Annotated in this window: 20 protein-coding genes; 11 read left to right on the forward strand and 9 right to left on the reverse strand. The window is 68.4% G+C overall.

Annotated elements, in window-relative coordinates:
- Window positions 1–17 precede the first annotated feature (17 nt).
- Window positions 18–464, reverse strand: a complete 447-nt coding sequence (locus MRB58_RS14920) for a hypothetical protein (protein WP_244777916.1) — start codon at window positions 462–464, stop codon at window positions 18–20.
- Window positions 461–1,534, reverse strand: a complete 1,074-nt coding sequence (locus MRB58_RS14925; protein ID WP_244777917.1) for a 2'-deoxycytidine 5'-triphosphate deaminase — start codon at window positions 1,532–1,534, stop codon at window positions 461–463. Before MRB58_RS14925 ends, MRB58_RS14920 begins: the two co-directional genes overlap by 4 nt.
- Before the next feature lie 210 nt (window positions 1,535–1,744).
- Here MRB58_RS14925 and MRB58_RS14930 point away from each other — a divergent pair, with 210 nt between their 5' ends.
- Complete coding sequence (locus MRB58_RS14930; RefSeq protein ID WP_244777918.1) at window positions 1,745–2,929, forward strand: VWA domain-containing protein; 1,185 nt, start codon at window positions 1,745–1,747, stop codon at window positions 2,927–2,929.
- Between the two features lie 10 nt (window positions 2,930–2,939).
- Window positions 2,940–4,382, forward strand: a complete 1,443-nt coding sequence (locus MRB58_RS14935; protein WP_244777919.1) for a DUF3754 domain-containing protein — start codon at window positions 2,940–2,942, stop codon at window positions 4,380–4,382.
- Window positions 4,383–4,388: 6 nt separating this feature from the next.
- Here MRB58_RS14935 and MRB58_RS14940 read toward each other — a convergent pair whose 3' ends face one another.
- Both MRB58_RS14940 and MRB58_RS14945 read right to left on the reverse strand, forming a co-directional pair.
- Complete coding sequence (locus tag MRB58_RS14940) at window positions 4,389–4,853, reverse strand: histidine phosphatase family protein (protein WP_244777920.1); 465 nt, start codon at window positions 4,851–4,853, stop codon at window positions 4,389–4,391.
- Window positions 4,853–5,695, reverse strand: a complete 843-nt coding sequence (locus MRB58_RS14945; RefSeq protein ID WP_244777921.1) for a MoxR family ATPase — start codon at window positions 5,693–5,695, stop codon at window positions 4,853–4,855. Before MRB58_RS14945 ends, MRB58_RS14940 begins: the two co-directional genes overlap by 1 nt.
- Window positions 5,696–6,063: 368 nt before the next feature.
- Here MRB58_RS14945 and dksA point away from each other — a divergent pair, with 368 nt between their 5' ends.
- From dksA to recA, 3 genes are all read left to right on the forward strand, one after another.
- Complete coding sequence (dksA, locus tag MRB58_RS14950) at window positions 6,064–6,429, forward strand: RNA polymerase-binding protein DksA (protein ID WP_244781998.1); 366 nt, start codon at window positions 6,064–6,066, stop codon at window positions 6,427–6,429.
- Window positions 6,430–6,516: 87 nt separating this feature from the next.
- Entirely contained in the window at window positions 6,517–8,535 is a 2,019-nt protein-coding gene (locus MRB58_RS14955) for an ATP-binding protein (protein WP_244777922.1), read from the forward strand.
- Window positions 8,536–8,758: 223 nt separating this feature from the next.
- Window positions 8,759–9,871 carry a recombinase RecA gene (recA, locus tag MRB58_RS14960; RefSeq protein WP_244777923.1) on the forward strand — a complete coding sequence of 371 codons (1,113 nt, stop codon included), beginning with the start codon at window positions 8,759–8,761 and terminating at the stop codon, window positions 9,869–9,871.
- Window positions 9,872–10,005: 134 nt separating this feature from the next.
- Here the strand turns inward: recA and MRB58_RS14965 are convergent, their stop codons facing one another.
- Window positions 10,006–10,761, reverse strand: a complete 756-nt coding sequence (locus MRB58_RS14965) for a CoA transferase (protein WP_244777924.1) — start codon at window positions 10,759–10,761, stop codon at window positions 10,006–10,008.
- Window positions 10,758–11,573 (reverse strand): CoA transferase subunit A, encoded by an 816-nt coding sequence (locus MRB58_RS14970; RefSeq protein ID WP_244777925.1) that lies wholly within the window; start codon window positions 11,571–11,573, stop codon window positions 10,758–10,760. Before MRB58_RS14970 ends, MRB58_RS14965 begins: the two co-directional genes overlap by 4 nt.
- A 150-nt stretch (window positions 11,574–11,723) precedes the next feature.
- Here MRB58_RS14970 and MRB58_RS14975 point away from each other — a divergent pair, with 150 nt between their 5' ends.
- Window positions 11,724–12,116 carry a DUF4112 domain-containing protein gene (locus MRB58_RS14975; protein ID WP_244777926.1) on the forward strand — a complete coding sequence of 131 codons (393 nt, stop codon included), beginning with the start codon at window positions 11,724–11,726 and terminating at the stop codon, window positions 12,114–12,116.
- Window positions 12,117–12,174: 58 nt separating this feature from the next.
- Here MRB58_RS14975 and MRB58_RS14980 read toward each other — a convergent pair whose 3' ends face one another.
- The 3 genes from MRB58_RS14980 to alaS form a co-directional block, all read right to left on the reverse strand.
- Window positions 12,175–12,876, reverse strand: a complete 702-nt coding sequence (locus MRB58_RS14980; RefSeq protein WP_244777927.1) for an SH3 domain-containing protein — start codon at window positions 12,874–12,876, stop codon at window positions 12,175–12,177.
- A complete protein-coding gene (locus tag MRB58_RS14985; RefSeq protein ID WP_244777928.1) occupies window positions 12,873–13,148 on the reverse strand; it encodes a cysteine rich repeat-containing protein in 276 nt (91 codons plus the stop codon). The genes MRB58_RS14980 and MRB58_RS14985 overlap by 4 nt, the downstream gene beginning before the upstream one ends.
- A gap of 198 nt (window positions 13,149–13,346) precedes the next feature.
- Entirely contained in the window at window positions 13,347–15,995 is a 2,649-nt protein-coding gene (alaS, locus tag MRB58_RS14990; RefSeq protein WP_244777929.1) for an alanine--tRNA ligase, read from the reverse strand.
- A gap of 378 nt (window positions 15,996–16,373) precedes the next feature.
- Between alaS and MRB58_RS14995 the strand changes: the two genes are divergently transcribed.
- The 5 genes from MRB58_RS14995 to MRB58_RS15015 all read left to right on the forward strand — a co-directional run bounded on the left by MRB58_RS14995 (window position 16,374) and on the right by MRB58_RS15015 (window position 21,095).
- Window positions 16,374–17,123: an ABC transporter ATP-binding protein gene (locus tag MRB58_RS14995; protein ID WP_244777930.1), complete on the forward strand. Its 750-nt coding sequence runs from the start codon at window positions 16,374–16,376 to the stop codon at window positions 17,121–17,123.
- On the forward strand, window positions 17,120–17,824 hold the full coding sequence (locus MRB58_RS15000) for an ABC transporter ATP-binding protein (protein WP_244777931.1): 705 nt from the start codon (window positions 17,120–17,122) through the stop codon (window positions 17,822–17,824). Before MRB58_RS14995 ends, MRB58_RS15000 begins: the two co-directional genes overlap by 4 nt.
- A 37-nt stretch (window positions 17,825–17,861) precedes the next feature.
- Window positions 17,862–19,073, forward strand: a complete 1,212-nt coding sequence (locus MRB58_RS15005; protein WP_244777932.1) for an ABC transporter substrate-binding protein — start codon at window positions 17,862–17,864, stop codon at window positions 19,071–19,073.
- Between the two features lie 67 nt (window positions 19,074–19,140).
- Entirely contained in the window at window positions 19,141–20,064 is a 924-nt protein-coding gene (locus MRB58_RS15010) for a branched-chain amino acid ABC transporter permease (protein ID WP_371747184.1), read from the forward strand.
- Window positions 20,064–21,095, forward strand: a complete 1,032-nt coding sequence (locus MRB58_RS15015; RefSeq protein WP_244782000.1) for a branched-chain amino acid ABC transporter permease — start codon at window positions 20,064–20,066, stop codon at window positions 21,093–21,095. The genes MRB58_RS15010 and MRB58_RS15015 overlap by 1 nt, the downstream gene beginning before the upstream one ends.
- Window position 21,096 lies beyond the last annotated feature (1 nt).

Genomic DNA, 21,096 nt, shown 5'->3' on the forward strand with positions numbered 1-21,096 from the left:
CCTCGCCTGCGGCAGCCTCACCAGCGCCAGGGGCGCGGCCGGTCCACCAGCGCGCCGGTGAGGTATGGGACCACGAGGTTGAGCGCGCTTTCCGCCGCGAACCGCAAGGTCGGCGCCCCGTCCACGGCGTAGACGACGCCGTTGCGCACCATCGACCCGCGCGAAAAGGCCAGCGCCGCGGCGACGATGAGGCCGACCGACCCCAGCACCACGATCTCCAGCGCCAGCGAGCGCACCTGGTTCTGCCCCAGCCGGTAGACCACCCACAGCGGCACCGCGCACAGCACCGCGAAGTTGGCGAGGCTGACGAGCGGCATCAGCAGCAACATGGCCGCCGCCACGTCCGTCTGGCGCGGGTCGGACAGGATGACCGTGACGAGAACGGGAACGAGCTGCATCAGCACGTACGTCGAAGCGGCGATGGCGAGGAACCCCCATGCGGCTGGGCGGTTCCCCTCGGTCATGGCACGGCACGAAAATGCTTCGAGAGTTTGAGCGACTGGGCCTGATAGTTGGACTTCAAGTCCTCGCCATACAAACGGTCGGGCAGCTCGACCATACGTTCATAGGCGAGCCTGGCCACGACCTGGCCGTGCTCCAGGATGAACGGCACCTCGCGCGATCGCACCTCCAGCACCGCGCGTGAGGCATGCCCCGCGCCGTGGCCGAAGCCGGGGTCGAAGAAGCCTGCATAGTGGACGCGGAACTCGCCGACCAACGGGTCGAAGGGCACCATCTCGGCCGCGTACGTCGGCGGGATCGAGACGGCCTCGCGGCTCATCAGGATATAGAACTCGTTGGGGTCGAGGATCAGCCGGCCGTCGGTCGCCTCGATCGGGTCCCAGAAGTCGCGCAGCGCCTCGGCGTCGCGCTTGTCGACGTCGATCACCGAGGTGTGCCGCTTGGCGCGGTAGCCCACCGGGCCGCCACGGGCCGACAGGTCGATGGTGACGTTGAGGCCGTCCTTGATCGCGGCCTTCGGGGCGGCGATCGGGCTCTCGCGGTCGAGCGCGCCGAGTTCGCCGTCGGTCAGCCGCGCGTCACCCTCGCGGAAACGGATCTGGCTGAGGCGCGAGCCGGCACGCACCAGGATCGGGAAGGTCCGCGGCGAGATCTCCAGCGCCAGCGCGCCGGAGTATCCGGCGGGCGCGAAGTCGAACCCCCCGGCACCGTCGGCGATGACGCGCGTGAAGACGTCGAGCCGGCCGGTGGAGCTCTTCGGGTTCGTCGACGCGGAGAGGTGCGGCGGCAGGTCGAGCCGCTCCATCAGCGGAACGAGGTAGACGCACCCTGTCTCCAGCACCGCCCCTTGGGTCAGGTCGATGGTGTGCAGGACCACGCGGGCGACCTTGTCGGCCATCGCCTCGCCGGACGCGGGCAGGAAGCTGGCACGGATCCGGTGCGCCTTGGTGCCGAGCCTGAGGTCGAGGCTCGCCGGTTGCAGCTGGTCGGCCGCGATCGGCTCGGTGGCCCCGAGCGCTCCTTCGTCGATCAACCGCGCGATCGCCTGTCGCGGCAAGATCCCTTCGGCCATACATCCTCCGTGCCCCCCTGCCATAGCAGCGGCCCGCTCTCCGCGCACCAGCCGCGACGCCGATTTTTGCCGCCCCCCGCGCGCCGGTTCACCGGATTCGTCATGCGCGGGGCGCCGCCGGGCCCCATGGTGGCGGCGAACGGCAGCGCCTTCGCTGACATTCGGCGCCGTGGCGATTAAGCTCCCCGCCGAGCCAAGGGGGAGGTCTCCATGTTTACGCCGCTCTTCGAGGGCCTGCGCGCCGAAGGCGTGCCCGTCTCGTTGCGGGAGTACCTGACCCTGCTGCAGGCGATGCACGGCGGCCTCGCCGACGACGACATCGAGACGTTCTACTACCTCGCCCGCGCGGCTCTGGTGAAGGACGAGACCAAGATCGACGCGTTCGACCGCGTCTTCGCGCGCGTCTTCCAGGGCCTGCAATCCCTCTCCGAGGCGGGCGACACGGTCGACGTGGCGCAGCTGCCGGAAGAGTGGCTGCGCGCGCTCGCCGACCGTGTCTTCACCGAGGAGGAGAAGGCGCAGATCGAGGCGCTGGGCGGCTTCGAGAAGCTGATGGAGACGCTGCGCGAGCGCCTCCAGGAGCAACAGGGGCGCCACCAGGGCGGCAACAAGTGGATCGGCACCGGCGGCACGTCACCCTTCGGTCACGGCGGCTACAACCCCGAGGGCGTGCGCATCGGCGGGCCCGGGCGGCACCGGCGCGCCGTGAAGGTGTGGGACAAGCGCGAGTTCCGCGACCTCGACGGCAACGTCGAGATCGGCACGCGCGCCATCCGGATCGCGCTGCGCAAGCTGCGCAAGCTCGCCCGCACCGGCGCGACCGAGGAGTTGGACCTTCCCGAGACCATCGAGGCGACGGCCCGCGAAGGCTTCCTCGACGTGCGCACCCGCCGCGAGCGGCAGAACGCCATCAAGGTGTTACTTCTCCTCGATATCGGCGGGTCCATGGATGACCACGTCAAAGTCTGCGAGGAGCTGTTTTCGGCCGCGAAGTCGGAATTCCACTCGCTGACGCAGTTCTACTTTCACAATTGCGTTTACGAAGGCCTGTGGACCTCCAACGCGCGCCGCCGCACCGAGGTCACGCCGACGATCGACGTGGTGCGCCGCTTCCCGCCCGATACCCGGCTCATCTTCGTCGGCGACGCGGCGATGAGCCCGTACGAGATCGTCGCGCCCGGCGGCTCGGTCGAGCATTGGAACGCGGAGGCCGGGGCGGTCTGGATGAACCGACTTCTCGGTCATTTTACCAAAGCTGCATGGATCAACCCGGTGCGAGGTGATCTATGGCAGTACACGCAGTCGACCGGGATCATGTCGGACCTCATGGAGGGGCGCATGTTCGAGCTGACGCTCTCCGGCCTGGACGCTGCCATCGACGCCTTGCGACGCTGAAGGTCAGCCCATGGACGCCACCCCCGAACGCGCCAAGACGCCCGCGCCCACCAAGGCGCCCGCCCGCCCGAAGCCGTTCACCGTGCTCCTGCGCGAGATCGCCGGGTTTCCCCTGCCGCCCGAGCACGAGATCGCGCACAAGCCGATCCCCGCCTCGCGCTTCATCCCGCTGACGCGCCAGGCGGTGACGGCGGACCTGTGCCGCGACATTCCGGGCGAGAAGGACGGTCAGGTGTTCGCCCTCGCGGCGCTGCGGCTGGAGCGGCACCGCAACCACGCCTACCGCGCCCTCGCCCGCGAGATGCGGCGCATCTACCTGCCGTTCAGTCCCGACGCCGACACGCTCAAGGTCTGTACCTTCGCCGACGACGAGCGGCTGGACATGGAGCGGCGCCTCTCCGACCTGACCGAGCACCTCCTGACGCGCGCCAACTACACCTCGCTCGAGACCGAGGAGATCGACGCCATCCTCAACGAGCAGTCGAGTTATTCGCTGCGCATCGAGGTCGACCTCGACGAGTACGACCTGCTGCACGTCTACGCGCGCGACGTCTACCTCACCCACCACGAGGTGCGCCGGCCCGAGACGGCGTTCCTGAAGACCTACCGCTACGACATCCGCGTCTACCGCCGGCTCTTCATCCTCCTGAAGCTGAAGTCCGACGCGGAGCGCGCGGCCGAGGTGGCGGCCAAGGAGGGGATCTCGGAAAAGGCCGCGCTCAAGCGGGTGGAGAAGCGACGCAAAAACCTGCCCACCGGGATGTCGACCGACAATATCTACATCAAGGTCTTCAAGGACATGCCCGAGCATGACCTGCAGATCCTCTTCCCCCTGCGCCGCGTCCAGTTCCGTCCGTTCGACAAAATCAAGTTCTACGCGACCGCCGGTGGCGGCACCGCGTTCGGCGTCTTCAGCACCACGGGCAAGGTCGTCGCCGCGACGAACCCGATCGCCGCGGTCGGGGCGCTGGTGGCCTTCGGCGGCCTGCTGGCGCGGCAGGTGACCGGCTTCTTCAACCAGCGCAATCGCTACATGATGGAGCTGTCGCAGAAGCTCTTCTTCCACAACCTCGCCAACAATCGTGCGGCACTGACGCTGCTGTTGGACCGGGCGGAAGAGGAGGACGTGAAGGAGGATCTCATCACGCTCTACTTCCTCGCCGGCGAGACGGTGGAGGAAGCGGAGCTGATGGCCAGGAAGCGCCGGATCGACGAGGCGATCGTCGAACGCTACGGCGTCTCGGTCGACTTCGAGATCGAGGACGCGCTGCGCCGGCTGCTCGCCGACGGCGTGGTGACGAAGGTGGGCAGCGCGTTGCAGTTCCTCACCTTCGCCGAGGCCGCCGCCCACTACGACCGGCTCCTCGCTGCGCACGACGACGAGGACGCGCGCCATATCCAGGAGGACCCGTCGCCGGACGACTGCGACGCGACCGGCGTGCTCGAGGCCTGAGCCGCGCTACGGGGTGATCAGACCGTCGAAGCGGATCGTGTCGAGGCCGAAGCCGAGGGTGAAGACCGCCGCGGTCGACGTCGGGAAGCCGTGGGCGAGGTTGCCTCCGTCGGCCCCCGCGAAGTCGAGCGCCAGCTCGTGGACCGAGGGGTTGTGGCCGATCACCAGCACCCGCTGGCCGCTCGTCTTGCGCAGTGCGTCGCGCAGGTCCAGCGCGTCCGCCTCGTAGAGCGAGCGGCGCAGGTGGACCACGCAGTCGCTGCCGACGTGCGGCAACACCGCGCACAGCGTGTCGCGCGTGCGGCGGGCGGCGGAGCAGAGCACGGTGTCGGGCACGAGGCCGTGCTCGGCGAGCTGGCGGGCGGTGGAGTCGGCCTCGCTCCAGCCGCGCTCGACGAGCGTGCGGTCGTAGTCGAGCTTGTCTTCGCCGGCCTCGGCCTTGGCATGACGCATGATGATGAAATAGCGCATCAGCGGCGCGCCCGGTCGAGGAAGGCCAGCCGCTCGAAGAGGTGCACGTCCTGCTCGTTCTTGATCAGCGCGCCGTGCAGCGGCGGCAGGATGTTGCCGGCCTTCTTCTCCGCGATGGTCGACGGATCGAGGTCCTCCACCACCAGGAGCTTGATCCAGTCCAGCAATTCCGACGTCGAGGGGCGCTTTTTCAGCCCCGGCACGTCGCGCAGCGCGAAGAAGGTCTCCAGCGCCTCGCGCAGCAGCTCCTTCTTCAGGTCGGGGAAGTGGACCTCGACGATGGCGGCCAGCGTCTGCGCGTCGGGGAACTTGATGTAGTGGAAGAAACAGCGGCGCAGGAAGGCGTCCGGCAGCTCCTTCTCGTTGTTGGAGGTGATGATGACGACCGGGCGGCGCGCGGCCTTGATGTGCTCGCCGGTCTCCAGCACGTCGAACTCCATCCGATCCAGCTCGAGGAGGAGGTCGTTGGGAAACTCGATATCCGCTTTGTCGATCTCGTCGATCAGCAGCACCGGCCGGTCGTCGGCCACGAACGAGTCCCACAGCTTGCCGCGGCGGATATAGTTCGAGATGTCCGACACGCGCGGGTCGCCGAGCTGACTGTCGCGCAGGCGCGCCACGGCGTCGTACTCGTAGAGGCCCTCGCGTGCTTTTGTTGTGGATTTGATGTGCCACTCGATCAGCGGTGCGCCGAGCGCGGCGGCGACCTCGTGGGCGAGCACGGACTTGCCGGTGCCGGGCTCACCCTTCACCAAAAGTGGCCGTTCCAGGGCGATCGCCGCATTTACGGCGACCGACAGGTCCTTGGTCGCGACGTAGCTGGCCGAACCTTCAAATCGCATGGCACCTCTCAGGACTTCACGGCGACGCGGCCCGGACGGCCTCGTCCCAGGCGCCATGTTTCATGAGCCTCGGAGCGGGTTGCAGTGTCAAGGCAAGACGGTCAATTTCCCGGCCCGTGAACGGTTGCGGGACGGGGGAAAACGGGGCCAAGGCTTAGCCTGTCGCGAGGGGGTCGACATGCGCCGGTGCACCGGCGCAACAGTGTCGGTTAGCCGCGTAACGGTTTGTGATCTCTGCCCCTTCCAGCTTGCAATTGTTCCATAAGAGTGTATAGCGACGGCGCAGTAGCGGGGGTGATACGCGCGTGGTTGAGACGGTCGAAGAACGGGTCAACGGCGATTATCGTCCGAGCGAGGACGAACCGTTCATGAATGAGCGGCAGAGAGAGTATTTTCGCAAGAAACTGCTGGATTGGCGGTCCGATATCTTGCGGGAAGCGAAGTTCACGTTGGAGCAGCTCGCCGAGCGCGAGCGAAATCATCCGGACCTGACCGATCGTGCGACGTCCGAAGCGGACCACGCGATCGAGCTTCGGGCCCGCGACCGGCAGCGCAAGTTGATCGCCAAGATCGACTCCGCGCTCTCCCGGATCGAGGATGGCTCCTACGGATACTGCGAAGAGACGGGGGAGCCGATCGGCCTGCGCCGCTTGGACGCCCGCCCCATCGCCACTCTCTCCATCGAGGCGCAGGAGCGCCACGAACGCCGCGAACGCATCCACCGGGACGACTGATCCCGGCGGACATCCGATCCTCGGGTCGGCAGCGGCCGAGGCGCCGCGTCAGGCGCCTCGGCCACACGAATCAGGCATAATGCGGGGATGAACGCCATTCCGCCCCGTCTGGTCGACACACCGTCCGACGCGCCCGCGCGTCGATGTTCCGCGCCCGCCTCGGAGACGAGCCTCGTCACCGTCGGCGCCTTCGCGGCGCTGTCCGGCGCCGCCGCGTCGATGGCGTTCGGCGGGCCCGCGGCGCTCTCCGGCACACTCGCGCTCGCTGCCCTCGGTGCGGCAGGATACGGCGCATTGCGCCATCTTCGCCCCGCGACGGCCACCGCCCCGCCCGCTTCGCGCGTCCTCGCCACACCCGCCGGCCCGATGGCCGTGACGACCGTGACGGGCGCCCTCGTCGCCACCAACGCCGCGTTCGCGGATTTGATGGAGGCGCGCGGCTGCGAGGCACATCCGGACGCGCTCGCCGCCGGTCCGGACGCCGCGCTGGCCCTCTTCGCGCTGCGCCGCCGGGCGATGGCCGAGGGCGAGGCGGACGGCTTCTTGCCGCCGGATCTCTTCGCCCGCCTCACCTGCCGCGACGGGCGCATCGTCCACCAGTTCGAGCCCGCGGCGCCCGGCGCCGTTCCCGCCGGCACCGCGCTGGGGCAGACCCTGGTCGACATCGTCCCCGCGGCCGCCGCCGTCGCCGACCTCGAAGGCACCATCCACGCCGCCAATTCGCGCTACCACACCCTCGCCGGCGAGGGGGCCAACCTCGCCGACGGACTCGTCGCCGAGGACGGCGTGGTCGGCCGCCTGGTGCGCCAGGCCCACCAGCACGGCACCAGCCGCACCGACGCGACGTTGCGCCACACGCCCGGCCGCCGCGTGCGCCTCTCCGCCAACCCCTTTCCGGGGCGCGAGGATCGGGTGATGATCGTCCTGTCCGACGTCACCGACCAGTCCGAGCTGGAAGCGCAGATCGCGCAGAGCCAGAAGATGCAGGCGATCGGCCAGCTCGCCGGGGGCATCGCGCACGATTTCAACAACGTGCTGCAGGCGATCATCGGTTTCTCGGACCTGCTGTTGCAGAGCCACCGCCCGTCGGACCCCGCCTTCCGCGACATCATGAACATCAAGCAGTCGGCGCAGCGGGCGGCGGGACTCGTCAAGCAGCTCCTCGCCTTCTCGCGCCGGCAGACGCTGCGGCCCACCGTCCTCAACCTCAACGACGTCGTGGCCGACCTCTCCATCATGCTCGACCGCCTACTGGGCGAGACGGTGAAACTGGAGCTGGCCTACGGGCGCGACCTGTGGCCGGTTCTGGCCGACCTCTCCCAGATCGAGCAGGTGGTCATCAACCTCTCGGTCAATGCGCGCGATGCGATGAAGGGAGGCGGCACGCTCACCATCCGCACCCGCAACGTGCCCGCCGGGGAAGCGGAGAGCGACGGCGCGGACGAGGTCCCCGGCGACACCGTGCTGGTCGAGATCGAGGACGTCGGCACCGGCATGCCGCAGGAGATGCTGGACAAGATCTTCGAGCCCTTCTTCACCACCAAGGCGACCGGGGAGGGCACCGGGCTCGGCCTGTCCACCGTCTACGGCATCGTCAAGCAGACGGGGGGCGCCCTGTCGGTCAAGAGCGAGGTCGGGACGGGGACGATCTTCCGCATCTACCTGCCGCGCACGGAGGTCGCCGAGCGTTCGCCCGCCAGCGCGGAGAGCGAGCGCGCGCCCGCCCCCAGCGGCGACCTCACCGGCTCGGCCACGCTGCTGCTGGTGGAAGACGAAGAGGCGATCCGCACCTTCGCCGCCCGCGCCCTCACCGCGAAGGGCTACCGCGTGCTGTCGGCCGAATCGGGTGTCGAGGCGGCGGAGATCTTCGCCGAGGAAGGCGACGCGATCGACCTCGTGGTCACCGACGTCATCATGCCGGAGCTGGACGGGCCGAGCCTCGTCAAGAAAGTGCGCGCCGAGCGACCCGACCTCAAGGTTCTCTTCATGTCCGGTTACGCCGATGGCGCCTCGCTGGACGAATTGCCCGACGCCCAGTTCCTCGCCAAACCCTTCACGCTCAAGGCTTTGGCGGAGGCCGTGAAGCGCGAACTGGGGCGCAGCTGAGGCCCCGGCGCGATCGCCGCGGGTCTTGATTTCTTCCTGTGTGAATCTTTGGGCGAGGGCTCTTCGGCGCCCGCCCGACGCGATAGGTTGCGATTGCCAGAGCAGATCGCCCGATGGGTTAACGCAATCTTAACGTGCCGAACAGATTGCGAACGCCGCCGGTTTGTGTAACACTGAAATCCAATCAAGGTGGGCCTAAACTATGAAGCGCAAAGGATCAGCGATGGCGCAGTCGGATCTACGCCTGGTTGAGGGGTCGTCCGTGGACAAGACGAAAGCGCTGACGGCGGCGATCAGCCAGATCGAGCGCTCGTTCGGCAAGGGCTCGATCATGAAGCTCGGCGCCGGGCAGACGATCGAGGTCGAGACCGTGTCGACCGGCTCGCTCGGGCTCGACATCGCCCTCGGCATCGGCGGCCTGCCCAAGGGCCGCATCGTCGAGATCTACGGACCGGAGTCGTCGGGCAAGACGACGCTCGCCCTTCACACCGTCGCCGAGGCACAGAAGAAGGGCGGCATCGCCGCGTTCATCGACGCCGAGCACGCGCTCGACCCGATCTACGCCCGCAAGCTCGGCGTCCAGGTCGACGATCTGTTGATCTCCCAGCCGGACGCCGGCGAGCAGGCGCTCGAGATCGCCGACACGCTCGTCCGCTCCGGCGCGGTGGACGTCCTGGTGATCGATTCGGTGGCCGCGCTCACCCCGCGCGCCGAGTTGGAAGGCGAGATGGGCGACCAGCTCCCCGGCCTGCAGGCGCGGCTGATGAGCCAGGCGCTGCGCAAGCTGACGGGCTCGATCTCGCGCTCGCACACCATGGTCATCTTCATCAACCAGATCCGCATGAAGATCGGCGTGATGTTCGGCTCGCCGGAAACGACCACCGGCGGCAACGCGCTGAAGTTCTACGCCTCCGTCCGGCTCGACATCCGCCGCATCGGCGCCATCAAGGACCGGGACGAGGTCGTCGGCAACCAGACCCGCGTGAAGGTGGTGAAGAACAAGCTCGCCCCGCCGTTCCGCGAGGTCGAGTTCGATATCATGTACGGCGAGGGCGTCTCCAAGCTGGGTGAGCTGCTCGACCTCGGCGTGAAGGCCGGCATCGTCGAGAAGTCGGGTGCCTGGTTCTCCTACGACTCGCAGCGTCTCGGTCAGGGGCGTGAGAACTCCAAGCAGTTCCTGCGCGACAATCCCGAGATCGCCAACGCCATCGAGGCCGCGGTCCGGCAGTCCGCCGGCATCATCGCCGACAAGATCGCCGGCGTCCCGGAAGACGACGCCGACGGCGACGCCGATGCCGACAGACCCGACGAAGACGGCTACGACGCCGGCGAATAGGCGGCGCGGGCCACGCGCCCGGAACTGACGACGGAGGGCGCGCCTTGGCAACCATGGCGCGCCTTTTTTCGTCGCAGGAGCGACGCGGCGCGCCCGTCCGTCAGGCAGGGCGCCTCGGGGGTGAGCCGGCGGCCTCAGGCCGCGGCGGCCGCCATGTCCCGGCGCAGGCTCGCGGCGAAGTCGGGGTAGGTCTCCGACAGCTCGTCGAGGACGCGTGTCCGAAGGAGGTGCGTCACCTCGGGCGATGAGGCCGGCGTCGTGACGGGGGCCGGCGCGTGGTCGAAGCGGAAGCCCGTCGCGGCCACGACCTCGTCCAGTGTGTGGCCGGGGTGGAGGGACCGCAGGGCGAAGCGCCGGCGGGCCTTGTCGAAGTCGAACAGGCCCTTTCCGGTCAGGAGCGCGTACGGGCCGCCGGTGCGGAAGGTGCCCGGCTCGCTCACACCCGGCGCGGAGACGAAGTCCACCTTCGGCACGAAGACGCGCGGGGAGTGCTCCTCGCGGAAGAGGATCACCCGCGGGATCACGTAGTAGAGGTAGGCCGATCCGAACGAGCCCGGCCAGCGCACGTCCACCTCGGGATATGTGCCGGCGCCGACCAGGTTGATGTTGGCCTCTCCGTCGATCTGTCCGCCGCCGAGGAAGAAGGCATCGATCCGCCCCTGTCCGGCGCAGTCGAACAGCTCGACCCCGCCGTTGGTGAAGAAGTTGTGCCGGACCGAGCCGAGGATCGAGAGGCGCACCGTCGGCTTCCCGGCCGCCTCGTCCAGCGCCCGGCGCAGCATCGCCCCCGCCGCCGGGATCGGCGAGGAGGCGCCCACCGCCACATGCCGCACCCCCGCCAGCAGCTCGGCGATGGTGGCGATCAGCACGGTGCGATCGGTGGCGCTCATGCCGGCACCCGGCCCATCAGCGCGTCGATATAGGCCGCCAGCGCCTCCGGCGAGCGGGCGGCGGCGGCGTAGGCCTTCACGGCGGCGACGTCGGTCTCGTACTCGCCCCACAGCGCCAGCGGTGCGGCGCCGCCCGGGGCGAGGCCGATCCCGTCGACATACAAAGCGGGGAGGGTGCCGGCGGCGCTCGCCTCGTCGGCCATCAGGTCGGTGTCGAGGATACGCTCCACCGTGACGATGGTGCGGCGCGCGGCGTAGGCCATCGTCGCCAACTCGCGCCGCCGGCCGATGGCGACGTTGCCGAAGCGGTCCGCCGCCGGCGCGTGGAAGAGCGCGACGTCGGGCACGATGGCCGGAATCAGCACCACCGGGTCGCCGGCGTCGGCGAAGGGGTTGTCGATGACCCGCCAGTCGGGTCGGTTGGCGAGGATGTCGGACCCGATCAAGCCGCGCATCGGCAGGAACGGGGCGCCCTTCTGCGCCGCGATCAGGCCGGCGTGGATCGCAGGGCACGTCGCGTCCAGCACGCGCACGGCGCCGGAGCGGACCGCGCGGCCGAACGCCGGGGCGCCGCCCGCCTCGCCCAGCGTCACCGCGCTCGTCTCCACCGTCGCCACCGCGCCGGCCCCGATCAGCAGATCGGCCTGGATGCCGCTGGTGGGGACGCAGACGAGGTGCAGGTCGCGCGCGCCACGGCGCAGCAGCGGACCCACCATCGCCATCGACACGCCGGCATAGTCGGCAGGGATGGCGAGCTTGGCCCCGTCCGGGATCGCCTCGGCCAATCGGTCGAGCGGTGTCTCGACGGTCATGATGCGTGCCCTCCGGATGGATCTTGGATTTGTGCCGGTTGTCTCGCGTTTGCGCACGGGCGGCAAGGGGACGCGGTCCGCCGCCGCCCCCACGGGGGGAGGGAACTTGCAGCCACATCCAGGAATTGATCAAACGAAGGAGATTGCAATATGGCACCGACCATTACGATGAGCCGTGGCCGTGACCGGTCCTACTCGGCGGCTCCCTCGACGGCTGAACTCGACAAGCTGGCGCACCTCTTGGACTCGAAGTTCAGGTTCATGGGCGTGCGCTTCGGGCTCGACTCGGTCCTCGGTATCGTGCCGGGCGTGGGCGACCTCGCCGGGCTGGCGATATCGGCCTACCTCATCGGCCAGGGGTACCGGATGGGGGCGCGCAAGCGGACCTTGGCGCGAATGGCCGCGAACGTCGCGGGTGATTCGCTGATCGGCTCGATCCCCATCGTCGGCACCGTGGCCGACGTGATGTGGAAGGCCAACAACGCCAACATGCGCCTGCTGAAGCGCGATCTGGCACGGCCGGGTGCGATGCGTCGCAACTAGGAACCACCCGCGCGGCAGAAAAGCCGCGCGGACGCCGCTCAGCGGAGCGCGTGCCGCCTCACCGGTGGAAGCCGCGCGCCGTCGTGCCGCCGTTGGGTCCGCGGCGCACCACGCCGCAGCCGTGGCCACGCGCGCACCCGCCCGCCGCACCGGCGGTTCCGCCGTTGGGGCCGACCACCCGCCGCGCGCCGCCGCACCCGTTGGGGCCGCAACCGCCCGCGGACGTGACCGTCCCGCCGTTGGCGCCGGTGACGCGCCGCGCCCCACCGCATGCGGCGCCGACGCAGCCGGCCACCGCGCCGCCGGAGGCGTGCGGGGCGTAGGCGGTCCAGCGGCCGTACCAGGGATAGGCGGTATAGTAGCTGTTCCAATAGGCCTTGGAGAAGCCGACGACGGTGATGCCCACCGCCGCCGCCGTGGCCGCGGAGACGACCACGCCCCCGCTCGGCCCGGTGGCGGTGATGTAGGACGCGGATACCCACCCGCGCGCCGTGCCGTAGCCGATGTCGCACCACGCATAGGAGCTGATGCACCCGTAGGTGACGATTTGCGCTCCCGCCGGAACCACGGTGACGACGGGGTACGATGTCGCCGGTCCTGCGCGCAGGTTGACGTTGCTGGTCGCGACCGACGGTGTCGCCGCCCGGGCGGTGCTCGGCGCCATGCTCGCCACGGCCAGCGCGAGGAGGACGAGCACGCCGGCGCGCAAGTCGGCGATGCAGTGGCGGCGCGTGTGGTCGACGCTCTCGGAACAGCTCACTTGTTCATGACCTTGGCGATGGCGGAGCGGCAGCCCGGCGTCACCGCCGCGGCATTCTCTTGCAGGCAGGCCGCGATGCGGCCCTTGCCGCGCGGCACGTCGGGGCAGATGCGTTTCACGTCGGCCTGGCAGGCGGCGGCGACGGTGCGGGCCTCGGCGCGCGTTAGCTGCGGGGGCTGCTGCTGGGCCCATGCGGGCGCGGCGGCGGCGAGCGCGAGGAGGCCGATCGCGGCGGCTCCGGCGATGGAGGGCGAACGGGTCGATAAGGTCATGCGTGTCTCCGATGCAGCGAAGGGGGGACCGTCCGGGCGGCGACGAAGCGGGGAGACTGCGCGGCCGATGTCACCGGACTTCGACCGGACGGCATCAGTGCGTTCCAAAATGTCGCCTAGCTATATCGCTTTGTAACAGCGACCGGTTTGGAGCGGGACGAGGGGAGACCGCGCCGGGATGCGGCGCGGCCGTCGGTGTCAGGCGGCGCCTTCCATCGCGGTGGCGATGGCGGCGATCGCCTCGTCGGCCTTGTCGGCGTCGGGGCCGCCGGCCTGGGCCATGTCGCGCCGGCCGCCGCCGCCTTTGCCGCCGAGCGCGGCCGAGCCGGCCCGCACCAGGGCGACGGCGTCGAACCGCTCGGCGAGATCCGGCGAGACCGTGACCACCACGGACGCGCGGCCCTCCTCGCGGCCGACGATGGCGACGACGGCGGAACCGGCGGCGGTGCGCGCCTCGTCGGCCAGACCCTTCAGCGCCTTGCCGGGCAACCCGTCGACCACGCGGCCGACGAATGTGACGCCGGCGATCTCGCGCGCGGCGTCCGCCTGGGCCGGACCGGCCAGCGCCAGCTTCTTCTTCGCCTCTTCCAGCTCGCGCTCGAGCCGGCGGCGCTCCTCGACCAGCACCTCGACGCGGGCGGGCGCCTCGTCCGGCGCGACGCGCATGGCGCCGGCGACGGCGCGCAGCTTTTCGCGTGCGCCGGAGAGGTGGCGCCGCGCGGTTTCACCCGTCAGCGCCTCGATGCGGCGAACGCCGGCCGACACCGCCGCCTCTTCGACGATGGTGATGAGGCCGATATCGCCGGTGCGGGCGACATGGGTGCCGCCGCACAGCTCCACCGAGAAGCGCCGGTTCCCCTCGCGCCCCATGGAGACGACGCGGACCTCCTCGCCGTACTTCTCGCCGAAGAGGGCGCGCGCGCCGGACTCGATCGCGTCGTCCACACCCATGATGCGGGTGTCCACCACGTCGTTCTCGCGGACGCGGCTGTTGGCGGCGCGCTCGACGGTGGCGATCTCCTCGTCGGTGATCGGCCGGGGCTGGGCGAAGTCGAAGCGCAGGCGCTCCGGCGCGACCAGCGAGCCTTTCTGCGCGACATGGTCGCCCAGCACCTGACGCAGGCACTCGTGCAGGATGTGCGTGGCCGAGTGGTTGGCGCGGATCATGTCGCGCCGCTCGTCCTCCACCTGGAGGGTCATCGCGTCGCCCACACCGAGGGTGCCGGCCTCGACCGTGCCGCGGTGGACGAACAGCCCGTCGGCGAGCTTGGCGGTGTCGCCGATCGCGAACCGGGTGGCGCCGGCGAAGGCGGTCCCCTGGTCGCCGACCTGGCCGCCGGACTCGGCGTAGAACGGCGTCTGGTTGAAGACGACCCGCGCCTCCTGGCCGGCGTCGACCGACTGCACCTCGGCCCCGTCCACCACGATCGCGGCGACGGTGGCATCGGCGCGGGTGGTGTCGTAGCCGAGGAACTCGGTCGCGCCGACGCGGTCGCGCACCGCGAACCAGACGCGCTCGTCCGCCGCGTCACCCGAGCCGGACCAGTTGGCGCGCGCCTTCTTCTTCTGCTCCTCCATCGCGCTGTCGAACCCGGCGCGGTCGACCTTGATGCCGCGCGGGCGCAGGGCGTCCTCGGTCAGATCGTAGGGGAAGCCGTAGGTGTCGTAGAGGGTGAAGGCGGTCTCGCCGGGGAGCGAGGCACCCTGCGAGAGCCCCCCGGTGGCCTCCTCCAGCAGCGAGAGGCCGCGCGTCAGGGTGCGGCCGAAGCGGATCTCCTCCTGCTCCGTCGTCTCGATGATGAGGGCCTCGGCCCGCTGCAGCTCGGGGTAGGCCTGGCCCATCTCGCGGGTGAGCGCGGGGACCAGCTTGTGCAGCACCGGCTTGGTGGCGCCCAGCATGTTGGCGTGGCGCATGGCGCGGCGCATGATGCGGCGCAGCACGTAGCCGCGGCCTTCGTTGGAGGGGAGAACCCCGTCCGCCATCAGGAAGCCGAGCGCGCGCAGGTGGTCGGCGATCACCTTGAACGACGGGTTGAGCGTTCCGTCCGCATTGCGCGACTTGACGCCGATCGCGTCCTCCGCCGCTCCGATCAGGCCGCGGAAGAGGTCGATCTCGTAGTTGTCGTGCACGCCCTGGAGGATCGTCGCGATGCGCTCCAGGCCCATGCCGGTGTCGATCGACGGGCGCGGCAGGTCGACCCGTTCACCGGGGAGCTGCTCGTACTGCATGAAGACGAGGTTCCAGATCTCGATGAACCGGTCGCCGTCCTCCTCCGGAGAGCCCGGCGGGCCGCCCCAGATATGGTCGCCATGGTCGAAGAAGATCTCCGAGCAGGGACCGCAGGGGCCGGTGTCGCCCATGCGCCAGAAGTTGTCGTCCGTCGGGATGCGGATGATCTTCGAATCGGGCAGCCCGGCGATTCTTTTCCACAGGTCGAACGCCTCGTCGTCGTCGGCATAGACGGTCGCCAGCAGACGATCGGCGGGGAGGCCGAATTCCTTGGTGACGAGGGTCCAGGCCAGCTCGATCGCGCGATCCTTGAAGTAGTCGCCGAACGAGAAGTTGCCCAGCATCTCGAAGAAGGTGTGATGCCGCGCGGTATAGCCGACGTTCTCCAGGTCGTTGTGCTTGCCGCCGGCGCGCACGCACTTCTGCGAGGTCACGGCGCGATTGTACGGACGGTGCTCGGCGCCGGTGAAGACGTTCTTGAACTGGACCATGCCCGCGTTGGTGAACAACAAAGTCGGGTCGTTGCGCGGCACGAGCGGGGACGAGGAGACGACCTGGTGGCCGGCCTCACCGAAATAATCCAGAAATTTCGTGCGGATCTCGTTGACGCCGCTCACGAATGTCCCTCCAGCGGTCGGCGCGCCGGAATCGTCGAGGATCTTGGACCATCGCGGATCGGGAGGCGCGCATCGGTTTTCATGCGTTCCTCAGGTAGCGACAGCGGCGCCGGATGTCGACACGGGTCAATGCCTTAGTGTGGCCTTCTCGCCCACCATCTGCCCCATTTGCCTAAGACTTGGACTTGCGAAAGGCGTTTCCGCATGCATTGTAGCGGCAAGTGAAAGAAAGGATCGCTAAGATCCAATGGGAGGTTAGGTGGCGTTCGAGCAACTCGATTGTCCACGCGGCGAGGACGGTGCACGCCTGTTGAGCAGGCGCGATCTCGCTCGCGCGGATGGACTGTCGGAGGTCATCGCGGAGCGGGGCCCGGAACGTTGAGCGACATCGCGATCGAGACCAAAGGGCTGACGAAGCAATTCGGCGGTTTCTTTGCGGTTCAAGGCGTCGATCTCAAGGTCCGGCGTCACTCCATCCATGCTCTGATCGGGCCGAACGGCGCGGGCAAGAGCACCTGTTTCAACCTCATCACCAAGTTCCTGACGCCGTCCTCGGGCCAGATCTGGCTCAACGGCAAGGACATCACCAGCGTCAAGCCGGCGGCGCTGGCGCGGCGCGGCATGGTGCGCTCGTTCCAGATCTCGTCGGTGTTTCCGCACCTGACGTGCCGGGAGAACGTGCGCGTCGCGTTGCAGCGGCAGATGAAGAACTCCTACCGCTTCTGGACGCCGGAAGGGGTGCTGAACCAGCTCAACGACGAGGTGGACGAGATCCTGCAGTCCGTCGGCCTATACGACCTGCGGGACGCGCTGGCTGTCGAGCTGTCCTATGGTCGTAAGCGTTTGCTGGAGCTGGCCACCACGCTGGCGCTGAAGCCGGAGGTGCTCTTGTTCGACGAGCCGATGGCCGGCATGTCGACCGGGGACATCCAGCGTGTCGTCGACCTCATCCGCAAGGCCGCCGAGGGGCGTACCGTGCTCATGGTGGAGCACAACATGGGCGTCGTGGCGGACCTGTCCGATACCATCACCGTGCTGCAGCGCGGTCAGGTGCTCGCCGAAGGGTCCTACGAGGACGTCTCGAAGAACCCCGAGGTGATCGCCGCCTACATGGGAGGCCATGCGTGAGCGAACCGCTCCTGAAGGTCGCGGGCCTCAACGCCTGGTACGGGGAAAGCCACATCCTCCACGGCATGGACTTCGAGGTCCGCGCCGGCGAGGTGGTGACGCTGATCGGCCGCAACGGCGCCGGCAAGACGACCACGCTGCGCTCCGTCATGGGCATGGTGAAGAACCGCACCGGGTCGGTGCGTCTCAGCGGCACCGAGACGATCGGCATGCCGGCCGAGAAGGTCGCCCGGCTCGGTATGGCGCTGTGCCCGGAAGAGCGCGGCATCTTCTCCTCGCTCAACGTGACGGAGAACCTCACCCTGCCGCCGGTGATCGCCGAAGGCGGCATGTCGCTGGAGGAGGTGTACGATCTCTTCCCGATCCTCAAGGAGCGGGGCAAGAGCCAGGGCACCAAGCTGTCCGGCGGCGAACAGCAGATGCTGGCGATCGCGCGGATCCTGCGCACGGGCGCCAAACTTCTTCTGCTCGACGAACCGACCGAGGGCCTGGCCCCCGTCATCGTCGAGCAGATCGGTCGTACGATCCAAGAACTCAGAAAAAGACACTTCACCATTCTTCTGGTGGAGCAGAACTTCCGGTTCGCCTCTTCGGTGGCCGATCGGCACTACGTCGTCGAACATGGCAACGTGATCGACGAGATCGCCAATGAGGCGATCGACGAGAACCGCGAAAAATTGACCCAATATCTGGGCGTCTAACGGTTCGACCAACGAAAATTAGAGGGAGAGAAGAGCAATGGGTCTCAACAAGGTCCTTCTGGCCGGCGCCGCGGGTCTCGCCATGACGGTGAGCGCGCAAGCCCAGTATTCCAACGACGGCATCGCTCTCGGCGTGCTGACCGACATGTCCGGCGTCTACGCCGACGTCGGCGGCCAGGGCTCCGTCGTCGCCGCGCAGATGGCGATCGACGACTATGGCGGAGAGTTCAACGGCAAGCCCATCAAGCTCGTCTCGGCCGACCACCAGAACAAGGCCGACATCGGCGCCAACATCGCCCGCCAGTGGGCCGATACCGACGGCGTCGACGCGATCTTCGACATCCTGAATTCCGCCGTGGGCCTCGCGGTGCAGCAGGTCGCCACCGAGAAGAACATCGTCTCGCTGAACTCGGGCGCCGCGACCACCGCGCTCACCAACGAGCAGTGCTCGCCCAACGGCATCCACTACGTCTACGACACCTACGCCCTCGCCACCGGGACCGGCGGCGCGATGGTGAAGGAAGGCGGCAAGAGCTGGTTCTTCATCGTCGCCGACTACGCCTTCGGCCACGCCCTGGAGACCGACACGTCGAACGCCGTGAAGGGCGCCGGCGGTGAGGTGCTCGGCTCGGTCCGCGCGCCGCTGTCGAACCAGGACTTCTCCTCCTTCCTGCTGCAGGCCCAGGCCTCCGGCGCCGACGTCATCGGCCTCGCCAACGCGGGCGGCGACACGGTCAACTCCATCAAGCAGGCGCAGGAATTCGGCATCGTGGCGGCCGGGCAGAAGCTCGCCGGTCTCCTCATCTTCCTGACCGACATCCACGCGCTGGGCCTCGAGACCACCGAAGGTCTGACGATCACCACCGGCTGGTACTGGGACCTGAACGACGAAACGCGCGAGTTCGCGGATCGTTATGCCGAGAAGATGGGCGGCTCCAAGCCGACGATGGTCCACGCCGGCGTCTACTCCTCGGTCATGAACTACCTGAAGGCGGCCGAAGAAGCCGGCACGGACGACGGCAAGAAGGTCGTCGACCAGCTGCAGACGATGACGATCAACGACATGTTCGCCAAGAACGGCAAGATCCGCGAGGATGGCCTGCACTTCCACGACATGTACCTGGCGCAGATCAAGGCACCGTCGGATTCGAAGGGCGACTGGGACTACTACAATATCCTGGCGACCATCCCGGCGGCCGAGGCCTATCAGGCGCTCGACGACGTGCGTTGCCCGCTGCTCGAGAAGTAAGCCACCTGTCCGCCAATGAGAGCCGGCCCCCCGCCTTGGGGCCGGCGTCCCCGCGAAAGGCTTCGTCGTGATCGAATTCCTTGGCGTCCCGCTGCCGCTCTTCATGGGCCAACTGCTCATCGGGCTCATCAACGGGTCGTTCTATGCCGTCCTTTCGCTGGGGCTGGCGCTGATCTTCGGCCTTCTGAATATCGTCAACTTCGCGCACGGTGCGCTCTACATGGTGGGCGCGTTCGTCGCCTATCTGTTGTTGCAGATCATCGGCATCGGCTACTGGCCGGCGCTGATCCTGGCGCCCATCATCGTCGGAGCGTTCGGCATGGTGCTGGAGCGACTGCTGCTGCGCCCGCTGCATGACCTCGACCACCTTTACGGCCTGCTCCTGACCTTCGGCGTGGCGCTCGTGCTGGAGGGCACCTTCCGCCACTTCTACGGCGTGTCGGGCCTGCCCTACTCGATCCCCGATTCGCTGGGCGGGGCGCAGAAGCTGATGATTCCGTCCTGGATCACCGGCGGCGATCCGGCCTTCATGATGGCGCTGCCCAACTACCGCGCCTGGGTCATCGTCGCCTCGCTGATCGTCTGCACCGCCACCTACATCCTGATCGAGCGGACCAAGCTCGGCGCCATGATGCGCGCGGCCACCGAGAATCCGGACCTGGTGCGCGCCTTCGGCGTCAACGTGCCGATGCTCATCACGCTGACCTACGGGCTCGGCGTCGGGCTGGCCGCGTTCGCCGGTGTCCTCGCCGCGCCGATCTACTCGGTGAACCCGATCATGGGCTCCAACATCATCATCGTGGTGTTCGCCATCGTCGTCATCGGCGGACTCGGCTCGATCGGCGGTGCGATCATCTCCGGCTTCATGCTCGGCGTCATCGAGGGGCTGACCAAGGTGTTCTATCCCGAAGCGTCCAACGTCGTGATCTTCGTGGTGATGGCCATCGTCCTCATCGTGCGCCCGGCGGGCCTGTTCGGAAAGGCATCGTGATGGCCACGAACACCTCCACCATCAACTGGTTGGGCTGGGCCAAGTTCGCGGTCGCCGTCGCGGCCCTGATCGCGCTGCCGTTCTTCCTGTACCCGGTCTTCCTCGCCAAGGTGCTGTGCTTCGCGTTGTTCGCGGCGGCCTTCAACCTGCTGCTCGGCTTCGCGGGCCTGCTCTCGTTCGGCCACGCCGCCTTCTTCGGCTTCGCGGCCTACGTCTCGGCGCACACCGCCAAGGAATGGGGCTTCACGCCGGAGCTGGCGATCATCGCCGGCACGCTGACCGCCACCGTGCTCGGCACGCTGATGGGCCTGCTGGCGATCCGCCGCCAGGGCATCTACTTCGCCATGGTGACGCTGGCGCTGGCGCAGATGGTCTTCTTCATCTGCATCCAGGCCCCGTTCACGCACGGCGAGGACGGCATCCAGGGCGTGCCGCGCGGGCACTTCCTCGGCCTGATCAGCCTCGAGTCGAACTTCGCCATCTACTACTTCGTGCTCGCCGTCTTCCTGATCGGCGTCCTCGTCATCTACCGCGCGGTGCACTCGCCGTTCGGCCAGGTGCTGAAGTCGATCCGCGAGAACGAGCCGCGGGCGATCTCGCTCGGCTACGACGCCGACCGCTACAAGCTCCTCGCCTTCATCCTGTCGGCGGCGTTGGCGGGCATGGCCGGCTCCACCAAGGTGCTGGTCTTCAAGCTGGCCTCGCTGACCGACGTCGCCTGGCAGATGTCCGGCGAGGTGGTGCTGATGACCATGCTCGGCGGCGTGGGCACCATGCTGGGGCCGATCGTCGGCGCCTCGGTGATCGTCACCATGCAGAACTACCTCGCCGAGATCGGCCAGTTGACGCTGATCATCCAGGGCCTGGTGTTCGTCTTCTGCGTGCTTCTGTTCCGCCGTGGCATCGTCGGCGAGATCAGCCACCGCTGGGCGAAGCTGCGGGGCGGCGGCAAGGGCGAGAAGCCGCATCTGACGCCGGCCGCACCCACCCCGACCGCAGATCCTGCGAACGCCAAAGAAACGGTGAGCTGAA

It is taken from the genome of Acuticoccus sp. I52.16.1, from assembly GCF_022865125.1.
Classification (GTDB): Bacteria; Pseudomonadota; Alphaproteobacteria; order Rhizobiales; family Amorphaceae; genus Acuticoccus.